The sequence below is a fragment of the Halopseudomonas oceani genome, from assembly GCF_002903165.1.
Lineage (GTDB): Bacteria > Pseudomonadota > Gammaproteobacteria > Pseudomonadales > Pseudomonadaceae > Halopseudomonas > Halopseudomonas oceani.
In genome coordinates, this window is sequence record NZ_PPSK01000003.1 from 289,052 (window position 1) to 307,420 (window position 18,369).

At 59.4% G+C, this 18,369-nt stretch carries 21 protein-coding genes and 1 other RNA gene; 11 read left to right on the forward strand and 11 right to left on the reverse strand.

What is annotated here, in order from left to right; all coding sequences use genetic code 11:
• Window positions 1-59 precede the first annotated feature (59 nt).
• Both rnpB and rsmI read right to left on the reverse strand, forming a co-directional pair.
• Window positions 60-416, reverse strand: an RNA gene (gene rnpB, locus C1949_RS05395) — RNase P RNA component class A.
• A 76-nt stretch (window positions 417-492) separates the two neighbouring features.
• Window positions 493-1,341 carry a 16S rRNA (cytidine(1402)-2'-O)-methyltransferase gene (gene rsmI / locus C1949_RS05400; protein ID WP_229744292.1) on the reverse strand — a complete coding sequence of 283 codons (849 nt, stop codon included), beginning with the start codon at window positions 1,339-1,341 and terminating at the stop codon, window positions 493-495.
• A gap of 153 nt (window positions 1,342-1,494) precedes the next feature.
• Between rsmI and C1949_RS05405 the strand changes: the two genes are divergently transcribed.
• Genes C1949_RS05405 through C1949_RS05420 form a run of 4 tightly spaced genes read left to right on the forward strand, consistent with a single transcriptional unit; the run spans window position 1,495 to window position 4,860 of the window.
• Window positions 1,495-3,318 carry a penicillin-binding protein activator gene (locus C1949_RS05405; RefSeq protein WP_104737442.1) on the forward strand — a complete coding sequence of 608 codons (1,824 nt, stop codon included), beginning with the start codon at window positions 1,495-1,497 and terminating at the stop codon, window positions 3,316-3,318.
• Window positions 3,318-3,692 carry a YraN family protein gene (locus tag C1949_RS05410; protein ID WP_104737443.1) on the forward strand — a complete coding sequence of 125 codons (375 nt, stop codon included), beginning with the start codon at window positions 3,318-3,320 and terminating at the stop codon, window positions 3,690-3,692. Before C1949_RS05405 ends, C1949_RS05410 begins: the two co-directional genes overlap by 1 nt.
• 11 nt (window positions 3,693-3,703) lie before the next feature.
• Entirely contained in the window at window positions 3,704-4,297 is a 594-nt protein-coding gene (locus tag C1949_RS05415; protein WP_104737444.1) for a phosphoheptose isomerase, read from the forward strand.
• Window positions 4,294-4,860: a BON domain-containing protein gene (locus C1949_RS05420; RefSeq protein ID WP_104737445.1), complete on the forward strand. Its 567-nt coding sequence runs from the start codon at window positions 4,294-4,296 to the stop codon at window positions 4,858-4,860. The genes C1949_RS05415 and C1949_RS05420 overlap by 4 nt, the downstream gene beginning before the upstream one ends.
• Window positions 4,861-4,912: 52 nt before the next feature.
• On the opposite strand, the gene C1949_RS05425 is transcribed toward C1949_RS05420, so the two are convergent.
• From C1949_RS05425 to rplM, 7 genes are all read right to left on the reverse strand, one after another.
• Window positions 4,913-5,320: a ClpXP protease specificity-enhancing factor gene (locus C1949_RS05425; protein WP_104737493.1), complete on the reverse strand. Its 408-nt coding sequence runs from the start codon at window positions 5,318-5,320 to the stop codon at window positions 4,913-4,915.
• Between the two features lie 24 nt (window positions 5,321-5,344).
• The gene (locus tag C1949_RS05430; RefSeq protein WP_104737446.1) at window positions 5,345-5,980 is read right to left on the reverse strand and encodes a glutathione S-transferase N-terminal domain-containing protein; all 636 of its coding nucleotides are present in this window, start codon (window positions 5,978-5,980) and stop codon (window positions 5,345-5,347) included.
• 158 nt (window positions 5,981-6,138) lie between these two features.
• Window positions 6,139-6,927, reverse strand: coding sequence for a cytochrome c1 (locus tag C1949_RS05435; RefSeq protein ID WP_104737447.1), 789 nt, complete (start codon window positions 6,925-6,927; stop codon window positions 6,139-6,141).
• A complete protein-coding gene (locus tag C1949_RS05440; protein WP_104737448.1) occupies window positions 6,927-8,150 on the reverse strand; it encodes a cytochrome b in 1,224 nt (407 codons plus the stop codon). The genes C1949_RS05435 and C1949_RS05440 overlap by 1 nt, the downstream gene beginning before the upstream one ends.
• Complete coding sequence (petA, locus tag C1949_RS05445) at window positions 8,150-8,743, reverse strand: ubiquinol-cytochrome c reductase iron-sulfur subunit (RefSeq protein WP_104737494.1); 594 nt, start codon at window positions 8,741-8,743, stop codon at window positions 8,150-8,152. The genes C1949_RS05440 and petA overlap by 1 nt, the downstream gene beginning before the upstream one ends.
• Window positions 8,744-9,008: 265 nt before the next feature.
• The gene (gene rpsI, locus C1949_RS05450; RefSeq protein WP_104737449.1) at window positions 9,009-9,401 is read right to left on the reverse strand and encodes a 30S ribosomal protein S9; all 393 of its coding nucleotides are present in this window, start codon (window positions 9,399-9,401) and stop codon (window positions 9,009-9,011) included.
• A gap of 10 nt (window positions 9,402-9,411) precedes the next feature.
• On the reverse strand, window positions 9,412-9,840 hold the full coding sequence (rplM, locus tag C1949_RS05455; protein ID WP_088274787.1) for a 50S ribosomal protein L13: 429 nt from the start codon (window positions 9,838-9,840) through the stop codon (window positions 9,412-9,414).
• A 264-nt stretch (window positions 9,841-10,104) separates the two neighbouring features.
• On the opposite strand from rplM, the gene C1949_RS05460 reads away from it, so the two are divergent.
• Complete coding sequence (locus C1949_RS05460) at window positions 10,105-11,145, forward strand: NADP(H)-dependent aldo-keto reductase (RefSeq protein WP_104737450.1); 1,041 nt, start codon at window positions 10,105-10,107, stop codon at window positions 11,143-11,145.
• A gap of 121 nt (window positions 11,146-11,266) precedes the next feature.
• Window positions 11,267-12,283, forward strand: a complete 1,017-nt coding sequence (locus C1949_RS05465) for a GlxA family transcriptional regulator (protein ID WP_104737451.1) — start codon at window positions 11,267-11,269, stop codon at window positions 12,281-12,283.
• A gap of 1 nt (window position 12,284) precedes the next feature.
• On the opposite strand, the gene zapE is transcribed toward C1949_RS05465, so the two are convergent.
• Complete coding sequence (gene zapE / locus C1949_RS05470) at window positions 12,285-13,376, reverse strand: cell division protein ZapE (RefSeq protein WP_104737452.1); 1,092 nt, start codon at window positions 13,374-13,376, stop codon at window positions 12,285-12,287.
• 65 nt (window positions 13,377-13,441) lie between these two features.
• Window positions 13,442-14,074, reverse strand: coding sequence for an alpha/beta hydrolase (locus C1949_RS05475; protein ID WP_104737453.1), 633 nt, complete (start codon window positions 14,072-14,074; stop codon window positions 13,442-13,444).
• 243 nt (window positions 14,075-14,317) lie between these two features.
• Here C1949_RS05475 and C1949_RS05480 point away from each other — a divergent pair, with 243 nt between their 5' ends.
• From C1949_RS05480 to C1949_RS05500, 5 genes are read left to right on the forward strand one after another with little or no spacing between them, the layout of a single operon-like run.
• Complete coding sequence (locus tag C1949_RS05480) at window positions 14,318-14,779, forward strand: Z-ring associated ZapG family protein (RefSeq protein ID WP_104737454.1); 462 nt, start codon at window positions 14,318-14,320, stop codon at window positions 14,777-14,779.
• Between the two features lie 39 nt (window positions 14,780-14,818).
• On the forward strand, window positions 14,819-15,952 hold the full coding sequence (locus tag C1949_RS05485; protein ID WP_104737455.1) for an ABC transporter permease: 1,134 nt from the start codon (window positions 14,819-14,821) through the stop codon (window positions 15,950-15,952).
• Complete coding sequence (locus C1949_RS05490; protein WP_229744293.1) at window positions 15,949-16,740, forward strand: ABC transporter ATP-binding protein; 792 nt, start codon at window positions 15,949-15,951, stop codon at window positions 16,738-16,740. The genes C1949_RS05485 and C1949_RS05490 overlap by 4 nt, the downstream gene beginning before the upstream one ends.
• A 6-nt stretch (window positions 16,741-16,746) precedes the next feature.
• On the forward strand, window positions 16,747-17,685 hold the full coding sequence (locus tag C1949_RS05495; RefSeq protein ID WP_104737457.1) for an MlaD family protein: 939 nt from the start codon (window positions 16,747-16,749) through the stop codon (window positions 17,683-17,685).
• Complete coding sequence (locus C1949_RS05500; RefSeq protein WP_104737458.1) at window positions 17,682-18,305, forward strand: ABC-type transport auxiliary lipoprotein family protein; 624 nt, start codon at window positions 17,682-17,684, stop codon at window positions 18,303-18,305. The genes C1949_RS05495 and C1949_RS05500 overlap by 4 nt, the downstream gene beginning before the upstream one ends.
• Window positions 18,306-18,369 lie beyond the last annotated feature (64 nt).

Consider the following 18,369-nt stretch of genomic DNA (forward strand, 5'->3'; position numbering starts at 1 on the left):
TGAATTGTGAGGAGTAAGATTTTTTTGCTCTAAGAAGAAGTAAGTCACACAGGAAGGAAAATAAGAGTTGGCCTGTAAGCCGGGTTCTGTCGAGGACAGTCATTCCTCTGGGATCGCCATCACTGACAACCTCTAGCAACCTACCCGAATCCAGTGCGGGCCACACCAACGGATTCCTATTTGGTCTTGCTCCAAGTGGGGTTTACCACGCCACAGACTGTTACCAGCTGCGCGGTGCGCTCTTACCGCACCTTTTCACCCTTACCGGCGCTTGCGCGCTTAGGCGGTTTGCTTTCTGCTGCACTTTCCGTAGGCTCGCGCCTCCCAGGCGTTACCTGGCACTTTGCCCTTTGGAGCCCGGACTTTCCTCCACAACGACGCTTGCGCACCGTCACAGCGACTGCCCGGCCAACTCTTGGCGGCAAGATTAACGACCACAGGCGCGCAGGGCAAGCATTCCCTGCAGGCAAGCGGCCACTGCCGATAAGCGCACTAGCCGTTACCGCGCTCCAGAGCAATCTGATACAACAGGTTCTTACGCACCCCGGTGATCTCCGAAGCCAGCTTAGCCGCGCGCTTGAGCGGCAATTCTGCCAACAGCAGATCGAGCACGCGCAGCGCGTCATCGCCCACCGCATCACCCTCGGGCGCAGGCGCACCTTCAACCACGAGCACACATTCGCCGCGCTGTTGATCAGAGTCACTGGCCACCCAGGCAACCAGCTCTGCCAGCGGTGCCGAATGCAGAGTCTCGAAAGTCTTGGTCAGCTCACGGGCAAGCAGCACCCGGCGCTCGCCGCCCAGCTCCTGCTGCATATCCTGCAGACACTCCAGCAGGCGGTGCGGGGCTTCGTACACCATCCAGGTTCGGTCCTCCGCAGCCAGCGCCTGCAGGCGCTGGCGGCGGCCATGCGCCTTGGCCGGGAGAAATCCCTCGAAAGCAAAACGATCCGAAGGCATCCCGGCACCGCTGAGCGCCGCGATCAGCGCGCAGGCGCCAGGTACTGGCGATACCTTGACGCCCGCCTCCCGGGCCTGGCGCACCAGATGGTAGCCCGGGTCCGAAATGAGCGGTGTGCCGGCATCGGAAATCAACGCAATGTCATCTCCTGCCAGCAGCCGCTCTACCAACCGCCCACCCTTGTCGCGCTCATTGTGATCATGACAAGCCGTCATTGGGGTACCGATACCAAAGTGCTGCATCAGCCTTGCGCTGTGACGGGTATCCTCGGCAGCTATCAGTTTCACGTCCTTCAGAACCTGCAACGCGCGCGGACTCATGTCCTGCAGATTACCGATCGGCGTAGCCACCACAAAAAGAGTGCCAGCGAGTGTGGTCATGGAGATTCCTGGGTGCAATTTGTGACGCATTGTACAGCAGCCATCCTCTCGGCGCTGTCTGCCTTGGAGAATGAGCCCGCGCGCGGGTACAATGCGCGACTTAACCCGCCGGTTTGTAACCACATCATCGCCCGCACGTAAGGACACCTCCGCATGCACCGCTCCCTTCGCCTGTCGACTCTGGCCCTGACACTGACCACAGTGCTGGCCGGCTGTGCTTCCGCACCGAAAAGCCTGGACGAGCTGCCACGCACCCCCGATGCATCGGTTGAGGAAATCCTTAAGAGCGCAGACCGCTACGAAGGTGCCGAGGCCAACCTGCTCCGCCTGCATGCCGCCCAAACCGCACTGAACAACGGCAATCCGGAGCAATCCGGCCGAATCTTGCAAACGATTCCCCAGAGCGACCTGCCGACAGACCAGCAGATTCGCTTCAACGAACTGCAGGCAACGGGCGCACTGGCTCTGGGCGACAACGCTGCAGCCCTGCGCGCGATTCAGCACCCGTCAATGCGCCAGCTGGACATTCGCCCACTGCCAGAGCAACTGCGGATTCAGCAACTGCGAGCAGACATCCTGGAGGCCAATGGCAAGTTCATCGACGCCGCACAGGAGCGGGTTTACATTCACAGCCTGCTGGACACGAGCCGACAGGCTGCCAATAGCCAAGCAATCTGGGAAAGCCTGAGCAAAGCAGACACGCAAAGCCTGCAATCTGCCAGCGCCAATGCCAGCGGCGAATTCGCCGGCTGGCTCGAACTGGCACTGATTACGCGCAAACAGCGCAATCTTGACCTACAGATCCGCTCCCTAATGGTCTGGAAGGAAGCCAACCCAAATCATCCAGCAGCCAACCCGCTACCGGACGCCATTCAGCAGATCGAAGCACTGCAGGCAAGTCGCCCCACCCATATCGGGTTGCTCCTGCCATTTAACGGCCCACTCGCCAGCGCCGCGCAAGCGCTGCGCGACGGATTTTTGGCCGCGCAGTACCAGGCCCAGAGCCAGGGCATCGACCAGCCCCAGGTAACCCTGTACGACAGCACTCAATACGCCAGCGCCCTAGACGCCCTGAATCAGGCGAAGCAAGAGGGCGTGCAATGGATGATCGGCCCACTGGAAAAGGACAAGGTCGCACAACTGGCTGGCGTCGGCGAGTTACCGCTGCCAACTTTGGTTCTCAACTACGCGGAACAGGCCACCTCAGCCAGCAGCATCTACCAGTTTGGCCTCGCCCCCGAGGACGAAGCGCGCTCGGCCGCTATCCGCGCCTGGGAAGACGGCAAGCGCCGAATGGCAACCCTGAGCACCCGCGACGACTGGAGCCAGCGCGCCAATCGCGCCTTTGTCAGCGAATGGGAACGCCTGGGCGGCACCATCATCGGCCAGGAGCTGGTTGACCAGCCAGCCGCCGTTGCCAACCAGATGGGCGACCTGCTCAAGATCAAGCAGAGCGAGAACCGCGCCAACCGCATCAAAAGACTCCTTGGTAACGTACTGGCTCAACCCACGCCGCGCCAGGACCTGGACGCACTGTTCCTGGCTGCCACCCCATTGCAGGCACGGCAGATCAAGCCGACACTGGCATTCCAGTACGCCGCAGAGCTACCGGTCTATGCCACCTCGCACTCCTACCAGATTGACCCGACGGGCGCGCAGAACACCGACCTCGACGGCCTGCTGATTGCAGAGATCCCCTGGCTGCTTGATCACAGCGACCCGCTTTACAGCGACGTAACCGGCAACTGGCCCCAGGCCAGCGGCGCAATTGGGCGCCTTTACGCCATGGGCGTAGACACCCAGCGCATCTTCTCCCGCCTGCCGCAAATGCGTCAGTATCCGGACACGCGCATCGAAGGAGCCACCGGCGAGCTGAGTCTCGATGACAGCGGGCGCATTCAGCGCAACCTCTCCTGGGGCCAGATTCGGGACGGCATCCTGCAACCGGCCGCACCGAGCGACAGCAGCCCACTTTGATGACACGCCTGACCAGCAGGCAACAACTGGGCAACCAGGCCGAGCGCATGGCTGAACAAATCATGCGCAAGGCAGGTCTATCCTGTGTGGCACGCAATTACCGGTGCAGACAGGGCGAGCTTGATCTGGTCATGCGCGACGGCGATACAGTAGTATTTGTCGAAGTGCGCTACAGGCAGCAGAGCCATTGGGGGAGCGCAGCAGAGAGCGTCAATCGGGCAAAGCAGCAACGCCTGATTCTCGCTGCGCAGCATTACCTGCTTCACCACCCCCGCCTGGCCAACCGCCCCTGTCGCTTTGACGTCATAGCCGCCGAAGGCGACCCCTCGAATCCAGCCTCATACAACTGGATAAGAGAGGCATTCACTTGCTAGCGAGTTTCCCTATGGACATGCAACACCGCATCAGACAGCTTTTCACCGACAGCATTGAAACCAAGACCCGCGCGATGGATGTGCTAGGCCCCAGCATTGAACAGGGCAGCCAACTGATGGTCAACGCGCTGCTCAGCGAGGGCAAGATTCTCACCTGCGGCAATGGCGGCTCGGCCGGCGACGCACAACACTTCTCCTCCGAGCTGCTCAATCGCTTTGAGCGTGAACGCCCAAGCTTGCCGGCAATCGCACTGACCACCGACGCCTCGACCATCACCTCGATCGCTAACGACTACAGCTACGAAGAAGTCTTTTCCAAGCAGATCCGGGCGCTCGGCCAGCCAGGCGACGTTCTGCTGGCCATCTCCACCAGCGGCAACTCTGCCAACGTCATGCAAGCCATCCAGGCAGCCCACGACCGGGACATGCACGTTGTTGCTCTGACCGGCCGCGATGGCGGCGCCATGGCCTCACTACTGATGCCCGAAGACGTCGAAATCCGCGTCCCCGCACGCTCGACGGCACGCATCCAGGAAGTGCACCTGCTGGCGATTCACTGCCTGTGCGACCTGATCGACCGCCAACTGTTCGGGAGCGAGGAATGAGAAAACTGTCAGCCATCGCCCTGACACTGATGCTCGCGGGCTGCAGCTCGATACTCACTGCCACTCGGGATACTCCGATTGAAGACAACCACGGCACGCGCACCATCGGTAGCAGCATCGACGACCAACTGATCGAGACCAAGGTCGCGGTAAACGTCAACAAGGTCAACGCCGCGATCGAAGCCGAAGGGCGAATCATTGCTACCAGCTACAACGGCGTCGTCCTGCTGGCTGGCCAGGTACCACGTGGGGATCTGATTGCGCCCGCTGGCGAGGCGGCAAAGCAGGTACAGAAGGTCAAGGTGGTTCACAATGAGCTCACCGCAGGCCCGCGTCTGTCGCTCCTCGCACGCAACCAGGACGCCCTGATCACCGCCAACCTGAAAACCCGCCTGCTCACCGACGGCACCATACCCGGCTCGCGCATCAAGGTGGTAACCGAAGCTGGCGTGGTCTATCTCATGGGCCTTGTCACCCACCACGAAGCCGATCTCGCCGTGGCGCAAGCGCAGCAGGTGGGAGGCGTTCAACGCATCGTCAAACTGTTCGAGTATCTCGATTGAGGACCGGCACTGGCGACAATAAAAAGCCCCGCAGAGCGGGGCTTTTTATTGTCTACTTGACGACTTTCAATGCGGGACGACCGCCACCTTCCGGACGTGGCGGCTGGGGCGGCTGATCACCACCTTCTGGATCACCAGACGGCGGCGCAACAGGCTCCAGCTCAAACACCATACCCTGACCGTTCTCGCGGGCATAAATGGCCATTACCGCCCCCAGCGGGATCCAAACCTGCTGGGCAACGCCACCGAAGCGGCCGTCAAAGCTGATCTGCTCGTTATCCATATGCAGATCACGCACCGCGCTTGGCGAAAGATTAAGAACAATCTGCCCATCCTCGACGAAGGCCATCGGAACAGCTGTGTCCGGATGCTCGGCATTCACCAGCAAATAAGGCGTGCACTGATTATCAAGAATCCACTCGTAAAGAGCACGCACCAGATAGGGGCGACTGGAGCCCATCTCGGCCATATCCGCTTCCTCCAATCAGTTTGCCTTCATATCCCGCTCAGCCGCCGACAGACTGGCGATAAACCCTTCGCGCTGGAAGATTCGCTCCATATAGTCCAGCAACGGCTTGGCCTGCTTCGGCAGCTCCACACCCAGTTCCGGCAGACGCCACAAGATCGGCGCGATACAGCAATCCACCAGACTAAACTCTTCACTCATGAAGAACGGCATCTCAGCAAACACCGGAGCAACCCCAATCAGGCTCTCACGCAGCTCCTTACGTGCACGCGTCACTTCGGCAGAGCTGCTCTTGGGATCAACGATAACATCCACCAGACGGCACCAGTCACGCTGTACGCGATACATCAGCAGACGGCTGTTGGCCCGCGCCACCGGATATACCGGCAACAGCGGAGGGTGCGGGAAACGCTCGTCGAGGTACTCCATCATGATGCTCGACTCGTAAAGAACGAGATCACGATCAAGCAGCGTCGGAACGCTGTTATAGGGATTATTCTCGGCTAACTCCTGCGGATGATCGCCAGGTTCGACGTTAATCACGTCAACGGTAACCCCCTTTTCTGCCAGCACTATTCTGACCCGGTGACAGTAGTGATCACGGGGATCCGAGAAAAATGCCATGGAGGAACGCTTGTTGGCGGTTACGCCCATATGTAAACCCTCATCCTTATTCGGACTGCGGCAGGTGCCAGACTGGCACCTAAAAGCACAAAGCGCGCAGCGGGGCCGCGCGCGCAGAGCGCCATTATACCCCAGAAACAAGTGCGCGCCCTCAAGGGGCGCGCACGGATCATCTGAACCTCAGAAGATCAATGGACATCTCGCCAGTATTCACGCTTCAGCAGATACGCAAATACAAACAGGAAGGCCAGATACAGCAGCACGTATACACCAATACGATGACGCTCCAGCTTGACCGGATCAGCCGAGTAAGCCAGGAAGCTAACCAGGTTGCGAACCGTAGTATCAAACTCTTCCTCGGTCTGAGTACCTGTGTTCGGAACCACGGTCAGGACATCGCACTGCTCCTGCTTCATCACGTCGCCACTGAGAGTGTCACGCATGATCTTACCGCTTTCGTCTTTGACCGGCATGGCCTTGCAGCCGATAACCTGACGACCCTGCAGCTCGGCCAGCACATTTGGCATACCCACGTTCGGGAATACCTTGTTGTTGGCGCCCAGCGGACGGGACGGATCTTCATAGAAGGTACGCAGATAGGTGTAGAGCCAATCGGTACCGCGAACACGGGCAACCAAGGTCAGGTCCGGCGGAGCCGCACCAAACCACTTTTTGGCGTCAGCACTGCGCATGCCGTTCTTCATGTGATCACCGATCAGAGTGCCTTCGGTGAAAACCAGGTTATCGAGCATCAACTGCTCAGGGATACCCAGGTCAGTCGCAACACGCTCATAACGCTGGTACTGCGCAGAGTGGCACCCCATGCAATAGTTGGCGAAGGTCCGCGCGCCATCCTGCAGAGCGGCCTTGTCAGTGATATCAACATTTGCTTCATCTAGGTGATAGCCAGCACCACCCGCCGCAAACGCGACGGTCGGAACCAGAGCAAACATCAGGGCAATCAGTTGTTTTTTCATTAGCCAGTAACCCTCTCCGGAACCGGTTTGGTCTTCTCCATCCGGGTGTAGAACGGCATCAGGATAAAGAAGGCGAAATACAGAACGGTACACACCTGCGACAGCAACGTACGACCCGGAGTGGACGGGATAGCACCCAATACACCGAGAATCACGAAACACACGCAGAAGATGACCAGCCACAACTTGCTCATCCAGCCCTTATAGCGGATGGAGCGAACCGGGCTACGGTCCAGCCAGGGCAGCACAAACAGCACCGCGATCGCCGCACCCATCGCCAGAACGCCCGGGAAGGCAGAGCCGGCAATCGACGGAACAGCACGGAGAATCGCGTAGAACGGAGTGAAGTACCAGACCGGAGCGATGTGGTCAGGCGTTTTCAACTGGTTGGCGATTTCAAAGTTCGGCTTCTCAAGGAAGTAACCCCCCATCTCCGGGAAGAAGAACACGATGGCGCAGAATACGAACAGGAAGACCACCACACCAACGATATCCTTCACGGTGTAGTACGGGTGGAAGGCGATGCCGTCCAGCGGCTTGCCATTCTCATCCTTGAACTTCTTGATATCGATACCATCCGGGTTGTTGGAGCCCACTTCGTGCAGCGCGATGATGTGCAGCACAACCAGCCCCAGCAGCACGATCGGCAGTGCGATAACGTGCAGCGCGAAGAAGCGGTTCAGGGTGATACCGGAGATCAGGAAGTCACCACGTACCCATTGCGCCAGATCCGGACCAATGAACGGAATAGCACCGAACAGGGAGATGATCACCTGGGCACCCCAGTAGGACATCTGACCCCAGGGCAGCAGGTAACCCATAAAGGCTTCACCCATCAGCACCAGATAGATCAGCATACCGAACAGCCAGATCAGCTCACGCGGCTTCTGATAGGAGCCGTACATCAGACCCCGCAGCATGTGCAGATAGACCACTACGAAGAACGCAGAGGCGCCAGTAGAGTGCAGATAACGCAGCAGCCAGCCGTACTCGACATCGCGCATGATGTACTCGACCGAGGCAAACGCGCCCTGTGCAGAGGGCTCGTAGCTCATGGTCAGCCAGATACCGGTAACCAGCTGGTTTACCAACACCAGCATGGCCAGAGAGCCAAAGAAGTAGAAGAAGTTGAAGTTTTTGGGCGCGTAGTACTTGGTCAGGTGATCTTCCATCACCTGAGTGACGGACATCCGCTCGTTCACCCATTGCATCAATTTATTCATCAGGCGCTCTCCTGATCCACGCCGATCACGATTACGTCATCAGACTCATATGAATAGGGTGGTACCGGAAGATTCAGGGGCGCGGGCTGGCCCTTGAAGACACGACCGGACATGTCGTAGTGGGAACCATGGCATGGGCAGAAATAACCACCCTTCCAATCCGCACCCATGTCAGCAGAAGCGACTTCAGGCTTGAACAGAGGAGAGCAGCCAAGGTGAGTACAAACACCCATGACCACCAGCAACTCCGGCTTGATCGCACGGGTTTTACCATCAACATAAGCCGGCTGATTGGAGGCCTCGGAATGCGGATCCGCCACCTCGGAATCGGTTTCATCCAGCAGCGCGAGGGCTTCAGCCGTCCGATGCGAAACAAACACGGGCTGCCCGCGCCATTCCACAACGATCTGCTGTCCCAGCTCGATCTTGCTGATATTCACCTTTACCGGCGCACCAGCCGCTTTGGCTCGAGCGCTCGGGAACCAGGCCCCCACAAAGGGGACTGCGGCCCCTACTGCTCCGGCGGCACCTACCACACTTGTGGCGGCCACCAGGAAGCGACGCCGGCCATTATTCACGCCGTCATTACTCATCCAGTCGTCTCCCATCAGCTAATTTCTGGACCTTTTTAGAAGGCCTTTTGAAGTGTTGAACAGCCTGCACAAAATGAAACCGATGGTAATGAAAAACCCCTTTTTTGACAAGGTGATATCCACTCCCAGCACGCTCAACACTATACCGAATTCGCGCCCAATCAGGGACTTGCATCTAACCATAGCAGGCGCGACACCTTGCCGCAGATACGAAAACGCCCGGCACTCCTTCCGGAGCCCGGGCGTTTTGCAGCGCAATACGAGATTAACGCTTGGAGTACTGCGGACGCTTACGCGCTTTGCGCAGACCCACTTTCTTACGCTCAACTTCACGAGCGTCACGGGTAACATAACCCGCTTTGCGCAGCTCGCCGCGCAGTGTTTCGTCGTATTCCATCAGCGCACGAGTGATGCCGTGACGGATGGCGCCAGCCTGACCGGAGATACCACCGCCGCTGACAGTCACGTAGACGTCAAACTTCTCGGTGCTCTCGGTCAGCTCGAGCGGCTGACGAACAATCATGCGAGCTGTTTCGCGACCGAAGAAGTTCTCCAGGCTGCGATTGTTGATGGAAATATTGCCAGAACCCGGACGCAGGAATACGCGAGCGGTGGCAGTTTTACGACGGCCAGTGCCGTAGTTTTGTGTCGCCGACATGGTGAACTCCTTAGATCTTCAGTTCTTGGGGCTGTTGTGCAGCATGCGGATGAGAAGCGCCTTTATAGACCTTCATCTTCCGGTACATTGCACGACCCAGGGGGTTCTTAGGCAACATGCCTTTGACAGCAGACTCGATAACACGCTCAGGAGCGCGCTGGATCAGCTTTTCAAAGTTGATGGACTTGATACCACCCGGGAAACCGGAGTGGCTGTAGTACATCTTGTCCTGAACCTTGTTACCGGTTACGTGTACTTTCTCGGCATTGATGATGACGATGTAGTCACCGGTATCAACGTGAGGGGTGTATTCGGGCTTGTGCTTGCCGCGCAGACGTGAAGCAACCTCGGTTGCCAGACGACCCAGAGTCAGACCACTGGCGTCGACGACGTACCAATCACGTTTTACGGTTTCAGGTTTTGCGCTGAAGGTTTTCATTAATCCTAGCCTCAGAGGCCGCTTTCAAAAGAAGACGGCAAATCTTACAGAGTGAAATGTGTTTTTACAAGACAACAAAGCCTAGAACAGACACTCAGTGGGGGCTGCGTGGGTCTGGGTGGCATCTGTGCTGTAAACAACAACGACAGGCTAGGCATCCTGTCGAAAGTGGCGGGCATTATGCCAATCAGCAAAAAAAATACAACCCTTATTTACCCTGATGATCAATAATGAACCGTCCTTTCGGCAACCAAGGAGCTCTCCATGCAATACCGCCCTCTCGGCCGCAGCAACCTCAAGGTCAGCGCCCTTTGTCTCGGCACCATGACCTGGGGCGAACAAAACACCCAGCAGGAAGCCTTTGCACAGATTGACCGCGCGCGCGATGCCGGCGTCAACTTCATCGATACCGCCGAAATGTATCCGGTGCCACCCAAGGGAGATACCTACGGCGCAACCGAGACCATCATCGGCAATTTCTTCCAGCAGCGTGGCGGGCGCGACAAGTGGATCCTTGCCAGCAAGATTGCCGGCCCGGGCAACGGGCTAAGCTACCTGCGCGACGGCCGCACTCGCTTCACTCGCGCCCATATCGACCAGGCCATCGATGGCAGCCTCAAGCGCCTGCAGACCGACTACATCGATCTCTATCAGCTCCACTGGCCAGACCGGCAAACCAATTTCTTTGGCCAACTCGGCTATCGCCACAATCCGGACGACGAGCTGACCTCGTTCGAAGACACCCTTGAGGCCCTGGACAACCTGATCAAGGCTGGCAAAGTCCGCCATGTCGGCCTGTCGAACGAAACACCCTGGGGCGTCAGTCGCTTTCTGCACCTGGCCGAATCCCGTGGCTGGCCGCGCATGGTCTCGATCCAGAACCCCTACAACCTGCTCAACCGCACCTACGAAGTCGGCCTCGCCGAGATGTCGATGCGTGAACAGATCGGCCTGCTCGCCTACTCGCCACTGGCCTTTGGTGTGCTGACCGGCAAGTACCTCAACGGCCTGCGACCGGAGAAGGCGCGAATCACCCTCTTCGAGCGCTTTGTACGCTACAGCAACCCGCAAGCCCAAAAGGCCTGTGCCCGGTATGTTCAGCTCTCCCGCGACCATGGTATGGACCCGGCGCAGATGGCACTGGCGTTTGTCACCCGTCAGCCGTTCGTCACCAGCAACATCATCGGCGCCACCAACATGGATCAGCTCAATCGCAACCTGAGCAGCATCAACATGGGCCTGACCGACAGCGTGCTGCAGGCCATTTCCGAAATCCATCAGAGCCAGCCCAACCCGGCGCCCTGATCCCAGCGGCCGCCCACCCGGGCGGCCGCCTCTTGACCCCACTGTCTCCGTCGTTAGACACTGACTGCATACGGCTATTTCTGCCATATCTGTCCGAATCAACCTATAACGACAATAAAAAATGCCCAACCAAACTGCAGAGCCGCTGAGACAGGTTGCAATTCTCGCGACCGACTTCACGGTCACTTCTACCCTGTCTCAGGCCAGAGATGTCTTCTATATGGCCAGCCTCAATACCGGCCGCCAACTTGGCCAAGGCCTGACCCCCGGCTTTGAGGTACTGACGGTCACCCCTGACGGACAACCTGCAACGGGCTTCAGCAAGGACCCAATTCACGCAGAAGCCAGCATTGTCGATGTAGAACCACAACTGATCATCCTGCCCTCTTTCTGGGCCGACTTTGACTTGCTGCAGACGCAGTACCCGCAAATCTGTCCCTGGCTGCAGCAACAGAGCCAGCGTGGCGCCCTGATTGGCGCCGTTGCCCTCGGCGCGTTCTGGCCTGCCGCAGGGGGTCTGCTGGACGGCCGCGAAGCAACCACCTACTGGCGCTTTCATGACGAGTACCGCCAGCGATTTCCCGCCGTCGAGCTGCAGCGCGACAAGCACCTGACCGACGCCGGACAGGTGCTCTGCGCCGCCGGAATCAGCTCAGCGCGCGACCTGTTTGTGCACCTTGCCGAGCGCCTGTGCAGCCCTGAAGTGTCCCGCACACTCGCCCGGGACGCGTACTACGAGGTGCAGCGCAACTACACGCCGGGCGTCATCGGCTTTGGCGGCCAGAAGTTGCACCATGACCTGCCAATTCTGCAGATTCAGCAGTGGCTGGAGCAGCACTTTGCAGAGAAATTTCGCTTTGAGGATGTGGCCAGCCGTCACGGCATGAGCATTCGCAACTTCATGCGCCGCTTCCACCAGGCCACCGGAGACAAACCGCTGCACTACCTGCAGCGCTTGCGGATCGAGATGGCCAAAACGCTGCTGGTAACCAGCAACCAGAGCATCAAAACCATCAGCTACGAGATAGGCTACGACGACGCCAGTTTCTTCGCACGCCTGTTCCGCCAGCATACTGGCATGTCGCCCAACCAGTATCGCCGCGCCTACCTGCAGGGCAGCCGCGAACCGACAGCCTGAGTCAGGGCTTGTGCGGACGCGCGAGAAATTCGTGTGACTGCATTTCCAGCAAACGACTCAGCGTGCGCTGAAACTCGAAGTCCAGCCGACCACCGGCGTAGAGGTCCTTGAGCGGCACCTCGGCAGAGAGAATGAGTTTGACGTTACGGTCATAGAACTCGTCGACCAGATTGATGAAGCGACGCGCCATATCATCCTTGGCGGTACTCATCTGTTCGACGTTGGAAATCAGCACCGCGTGAAAGATGCGTCCCAGCTCGATGTAGTCGTTCTGACTGCGAGGGCCGTCACACAGGGCACGAAACTCGAACCAGGCAACATCCTCACACACCCGTACCGACTGAATCGGACGGTTTTCGATGATCAGCTCCTCACCCTCAACAACCTCGTTAAGGTCCGGAACCAGACTGTCGAAGCTGCGCTTCAGACTGGCATAGGCGTCGCAATCGAGTGGGCAGTGGTACAGCTCGGCCTGCTCCAGGGCACGCAATCGGTAATCAACGCCATTGTCCACGTTGACGACCTCGGTGCAGCTGTTGAGCAATGCGATAGCCGGGAGGAAGCGCGCACGTTGCAGGCCATCCTTATACAACCCGTCAGGCACGATATTGGAGGTCGCCACCAGGGTTACCCCCTGCGCAAACAACTCTTCCATCAGGCTGCCCAGAATCATCGCATCGGTAATATCAGAGACAAAAAACTCGTCAAAACAGATGACTCGCGCCTCACTGGCAAACTGCGCTGCGATTAGCTTGAGCGGGTTCTTCTCCCCTTTCAGCGCCTTCAGTTCGTGATGAACGCGCTGCATAAAGCGGTGAAAGTGCGTGCGCATCTTGCGCTCGAAGGGCAGAGCTTCAAAAAAGGTATCGACCAGATAGGTCTTGCCGCGCCCTACACCACCCCAAAAATACAGGCCTTTGACCGGCTCCGGCTTGCGCTTGCGAAACCGCCCGAAAAAACCCGTGCGCTCGCCCTCACTGCGAATCAGGTCATCGAATAACCGCTGCAGATGCTGAACCGCGCGTTCCTGCGCAGGATCATGAAAGAAGTCAGGACGCTGAAGATCGGCCTTGTATCGTTCAAGGGGAGACATGCACACAATACCAGTAGGGACATCGAAGGGAGCGATACTCTAACCCCAGCATCCTCCCTTGGCAATCAGGCCTGATCCGTCAAAACCCGCTCCACCTCGGCTTTGAGCGGCACCAGCTTGCCGTGGAAGAAGTGCCCGGTGTCGGCAAAGCGGACAACCTCGGCCGCGCGCTCGTCGGCGAACGCGGCGTAAACAGCGGCCGGGGCGACAACGTCATCGTCCTCCCCCATCATCACGCTGACAGGCCCTGCCAGCGGCTTGAGCGCCGCGAAATCCTGTTTTTCTACGGACGGCGCAACCAGCACCAGCCGCTCGGGCCATTGCGCCAGTCGCGTCGCGGCAGCCGCCGCGACAAAACCGCCAAAGGAGAAGCCCATCAGCCACAGACGCGATGTGCCTTCATGCTGCAACGCCCAGTCAATCACCGCCAGGCAGTCATCGACCTCGCCAACGCCATAATCGTGCTGCCCGGCGCTCGCCCCCACGCCGCGGAAGTTAAAACGCAGCGTACTGGCTCCCAGATCCCGTGCCGTACGCATCAGGGTGTGCACCACCTTATTCTGCATGGTGCCGCCCTGCACCGGGTTGGGATGACAGATCACCGCCAGCAACCCGGGCACCTCGCCACGGGTCAGCACCGCCTCCAGGGCACCACTCGGGCCTTCAATGACAATCGACTCTTCACCTGCTCTGGACATGACCGACTCCGTGACTACTGCGGGGGCTGGGGCGTCGCATCAGCGGAACCAGAGGGCGCTGCGACACTCAAACGCCATATTCTGAACCCTGCCTGACGACACTGACAAGTTGCCCGCACCCCACCATCGATTAGGTGCAAATGCCCTAGCCTTGGCCGGCAAATGTCGTTACCGTTACTACATGGTTCGGACAGGCAGCACCCGCTGGACTGATAGCACCAACCTAAAGATGAGGGACCCAAGGTGGAAGCAAGCGAAAACCTGTGGATTGCAGCAGCCATTGCATTGGCAGTGGGCGTCGTTGTCGGCATCGTGCTGGCTCAGGTATCCAGACGCGTCAGCGGAGGCAGTAATGCCAGCGCTCAAGCCCAGCTTGAGAGTCTGCAGCTGCGCTTTGAAGAGTATCAACAGGAAGTGGCCGCCCACTTCAAGACTACCGCCACCCTGGCCAGCCGCCTGAACCGCAGCTATCAGGACATTCAGGAACACCTGACCCATGGTGCCGTTGAGTTGGCCCCGGACGACATGACACGCCAGCGCCTGCTCGCAGCACTGGATCAGGATGCCGGCATCGTGCACAGTTCCTCTCGCCAGCAGGCCGAGCCGGCATTCGACTCGCTGGAGCCACCACGCGACTACGCTCCCAAAGACGCCGCGGGCCCCGGCACCCTTTCCGAGGACTTCGGCCTCAAGCGCAAGTCCTGATCCAGCAGCCTGCGCCGCTTCTCGGCGCAGGCGATCCCCATGCCCGATACTTCTCCTTACCTTCGCCTGCCCGACGCACAGCAGGACACGCTGCTTCTGCAGGGTGACTGGACCCTCGACAATTACGCCGAGCTGCGCCAGTTGATCGGTAGCCTGCCGGCCGATAGTGCGCAGGTAAGCAACATTGATCTCAGCCAGCTCAGCCGTGTCGACACCGCTGGCGGGCAGTTAATCAATGACCTGCTCGGGGCGGAGCGGCTACAACAGATACTGGCCAGCAGCAGCGGCCTGCCTGACGAACGCCGTACCCTGCTCGCTCGCATAGCCAGCACCTGCGAGCAAGGGCCAGATCCGGAGCCCCAGCCCGGTAATCCGATCCGCGACCAGCTGGAACATATTGGCGTCAGCATGGCTCAGCACGCAGCCAATGTGATCGACCTGCTCGGCTTTATCGGCCTAACCCTGAGTGGCCTGGTCAGCGGCCTGTTCCGACCACGCAGCTGGCGCCCCACAGCGATTGCCGCACAGATCGAGCAGACCGGCCTGAACGCTGTGCCGATTGTCGCCCTGCTGACCTTCATGGTCGGGGCGGTCATCGCCTTCCTCGGTGCCACCGTGCTGCAAACCTTCGGCGCCAGCATCTACACGGTGGATCTGGTTGCGTTTTCCTTCCTGCGTGAATTCGGTGTGCTGTTGACCGCCATTCTTATGGCCGGCCGCACCGCCAGCGCGTTCACCGCACAAATCGGCTCGATGAAGTCGAACGAAGAAATCGACGCCATCCGCGCCCTGGGTCTCAACCCGCTTGAGTTGCTGGTGCTGCCGCGGGTCATCGCCCTGCTGATTACCCTGCCGGCGCTGACCTTTATCGCCATGCTCTCGGGGCTGCTGGGCGGTGCCATGGTCTGCGCCTTCAGCCTGGATATATCACCGGTCATGTTCCTCAACCTGCTGCACGACGATGTCGGTGTGCAGCACTTCCTGCTGGGCATGGCCAAAGCACCGGTATTTGCCTTTCTGGTAGCCATCATTGGCTGTCTTGAGGGCTTCAAGGTCTCGGGGAGCGCCGAATCGGTCGGAGAACACACCACCTCCAGCGTGGTCCAGTGCATCTTCGTGGTGATTCTGGTCGATGCGCTGGCCGCCCTGTTCTACATGGAGATGGGATGGTGAACACAACCGTAGCCAAGCCCATCGTTGAGGTGCGCGGTCTGGTCAATCGCTTCGGCAAACAGACCGTACACGACAACCTCGACCTCGACATCATGCCGCGGGAAGTGCTCGGCGTGGTGGGCGGTTCCGGCACCGGCAAGTCGGTACTGTTACGGTCGATCGTCGGTCTGCGCCGTCCAAATGCCGGTTCGGTCAAAGTATTTGGTCAGGATCTGCAAACACTATCAGAGGAAGAACGCTCACTGCAGGAACGCCGCTTCGGCGTGCTGTTTCAGTCCGGCGCACTCTTCTCTTCGCTGACCGTGGCAGAAAACATCGCCCTGCCGCTGATTGAGCATATTGGCCTGAGCCGCCGCGACGCCAACCACCTGGCCCGAATGAAAGTGATGCTAACCGGTCTGCCGCCGGAAGCTGCGGACAAGTACCCATCAATGCTGTCCGGGGGCATGGTAAAGCGCGCCGCATTGGCCCGTGCACTGGCATTGGACCCGGACATTCTGTTTCTCGACGAACCCACCGCCGGCCTCGACCCGATTGGCGCAGCGGCGTTTGACCAGTTGATTCGCACCCTGTGCGACGCGCTGGGACTGAGTGTGTTTCTGGTTACCCACGACCTCGATACCCTGTACGCCATCTGTGACCGGGTCGCCGTGCTGTCGCAGAAACGTGTACTGGTCGCCGACACACTGGAGCGCGTTGCCCAAACCGACGATACCTGGGTACAAGACTATTTCCACGGTCCGCGCGGGCGCGCCGCCGCGTACCAACACCCTGCAGCAGGAGAGTAGAGACCCATGGAAACACGTGCCAACCATGTGTTGATCGGCCTGTTTACCGTGCTATCGGCACTGGCAGCCATCGTCTTTGCGATCTGGCTCAGCAGCACCAGTACCGCAAACGATCAACGTTATTACACCGTCGTCTTCAAGCAGTCGGTCACGGGTCTGTCGCGCGGTAGCGCAGTGCAATTCAGCGGTATCCGCATCGGTGAGATCACCGAGCTGGGGCTCGATGCAGAGGACCCACGCATTGTCCGCGCACGCATCCGCATCGACTCAACTGTCCCGATCACCCAGGCAACCAAGGCACGACTGTCATTCACCGGCATCACCGGAACCTCGGTTATCGAGCTGACACACAACGATCCTGACAGCCCGCGATTGACAGCCCCCAAAGGTGAGGACCCGGTAATCCAGGCCATTCCTTCGCCAATTTCCGCGCTGCTCGCCAACGGCGAAGACCTGATGACCAACATCAACAAGTTGATTGTCAGCGCCCGCAAGGTGTTGTCCGAGGAAAACGTCAACAGCTTCAGCATGACGCTTGAAGGTCTCAATCAGGCGACCCACAGCATTGCCGACCCCGACGGCAACGTGCAGCAGCTGCTGGCAGAACTGCGCGCCACCAGCCAGGCCGCAACCGAAACGCTGGAGCGCAGTAACCAGATGATCGCCCGCGCCGACCAGCTCATGAGCAATGATGGTGCCGACACCCTTCACAGCGCGCGCACCGCCATGGCCTCGATTGCCAGAACCAGTGATCAGTTGGAGCAGGTGCTCAGCGAAAACCGCTACGCACTGAGCAGCGGCGCGCAGGGGCTCGGCCAGCTTGATCCCGCGCTGAACGAGCTGCGCACCACCCTGGCTGATCTGCGTCGCCTCAGCCGCCGCCTGCAGGATGACCCAGCCCGCTTCCTGCTCGGTGGCGAAGCGCAACAGGAGTTCACACCATGACCCGCACCAGACTGATCCCGGCGCTGCTCGGACTGACGCTGCTCAGCGCCTGCAGCGTACTGCCCAAGACCGAGCCGGTCACGACCTATCAGTTGCCGGCCCCGCACTTCAGCGCCAGCACCGAGGCGCCACTGGCACTATCGCTGCGCATTATCACGCCCGCAGCCAGCTACGTCCTGCAAACACCGCGTATCATGGTGACGCCCGAAGGCAACACCATCAACAGCTACCGGGGCGCGCGCTGGACCGACCCCAATCCGATCCTGTTGCGCGAGCATCTGGTACAGGCATTCCAGCAGAACGGCAGCTTTGCCAGCGTCAGCACCGAAGTTCATGCACTGCAGACCGATGTTCAGCTGTTCAGCGATCTGCGCCAGTTCCAGACGCTCTATCAAAACGGCCATGCCAGCGCCGTCATCGAACTGGACGCCAAGCTGGTCGACCCGGGCTCCCGCCAGGTGATTGCCAGCCGTCACTTCCGGGTCAGCCAGGCGCTGACCGATACCGCCGTACCCGGCGTCGTCAGCGGCTTAGGTGAGGCCGCCGACACCCTCGCCCGCCAGTTGCTCGACTGGAGCCGAAGCGCCCTGCAACAACAACAACAACAACAACCGCAATAACCCCCGAAACGCGGGCGCCCTGGTGCGCCTGCGGCACCCCGCCAGCGTCACTCTACCCACAACG

Excerpts from the sequence above, each read along its gene's own strand:
- rsmI (WP_229744292.1), bottom strand. The coding sequence starts at position 1,341 with ATGACCACACTCGCTGGCACTCTTTTTGTGGTGGCTACGCCGATCGGT.
- C1949_RS05405 (WP_104737442.1), top strand. The coding sequence starts at position 1,495 with ATGCACCGCTCCCTTCGCCTGTCGACTCTGGCCCTGACACTGACCACA.
- C1949_RS05410 (WP_104737443.1), top strand. The coding sequence starts at position 3,318 with ATGACACGCCTGACCAGCAGGCAACAACTGGGCAACCAGGCCGAGCGC.
- C1949_RS05415 (WP_104737444.1), top strand. The coding sequence starts at position 3,704 with ATGGACATGCAACACCGCATCAGACAGCTTTTCACCGACAGCATTGAA.
- C1949_RS05420 (WP_104737445.1), top strand. The coding sequence starts at position 4,294 with ATGAGAAAACTGTCAGCCATCGCCCTGACACTGATGCTCGCGGGCTGC.
- C1949_RS05425 (WP_104737493.1), bottom strand. The coding sequence starts at position 5,320 with ATGGGCTCCAGTCGCCCCTATCTGGTGCGTGCTCTTTACGAGTGGATT.
- C1949_RS05430 (WP_104737446.1), bottom strand. The coding sequence starts at position 5,980 with ATGGGCGTAACCGCCAACAAGCGTTCCTCCATGGCATTTTTCTCGGAT.
- C1949_RS05435 (WP_104737447.1), bottom strand. The coding sequence starts at position 6,927 with ATGAAAAAACAACTGATTGCCCTGATGTTTGCTCTGGTTCCGACCGTC.
- C1949_RS05440 (WP_104737448.1), bottom strand. The coding sequence starts at position 8,150 with ATGAATAAATTGATGCAATGGGTGAACGAGCGGATGTCCGTCACTCAG.
- petA (WP_104737494.1), bottom strand. The coding sequence starts at position 8,743 with ATGAGTAATGACGGCGTGAATAATGGCCGGCGTCGCTTCCTGGTGGCC.
- rpsI (WP_104737449.1), bottom strand. The coding sequence starts at position 9,401 with ATGTCGGCGACACAAAACTACGGCACTGGCCGTCGTAAAACTGCCACC.
- rplM (WP_088274787.1), bottom strand. The coding sequence starts at position 9,840 with ATGAAAACCTTCAGCGCAAAACCTGAAACCGTAAAACGTGATTGGTAC.
- C1949_RS05460 (WP_104737450.1), top strand. The coding sequence starts at position 10,105 with ATGCAATACCGCCCTCTCGGCCGCAGCAACCTCAAGGTCAGCGCCCTT.
- C1949_RS05465 (WP_104737451.1), top strand. The coding sequence starts at position 11,267 with ATGCCCAACCAAACTGCAGAGCCGCTGAGACAGGTTGCAATTCTCGCG.
- zapE (WP_104737452.1), bottom strand. The coding sequence starts at position 13,376 with ATGTCTCCCCTTGAACGATACAAGGCCGATCTTCAGCGTCCTGACTTC.
- C1949_RS05475 (WP_104737453.1), bottom strand. The coding sequence starts at position 14,074 with ATGTCCAGAGCAGGTGAAGAGTCGATTGTCATTGAAGGCCCGAGTGGT.
- C1949_RS05485 (WP_104737455.1), top strand. The coding sequence starts at position 14,819 with ATGCCCGATACTTCTCCTTACCTTCGCCTGCCCGACGCACAGCAGGAC.
- C1949_RS05495 (WP_104737457.1), top strand. The coding sequence starts at position 16,747 with ATGGAAACACGTGCCAACCATGTGTTGATCGGCCTGTTTACCGTGCTA.
- C1949_RS05500 (WP_104737458.1), top strand. The coding sequence starts at position 17,682 with ATGACCCGCACCAGACTGATCCCGGCGCTGCTCGGACTGACGCTGCTC.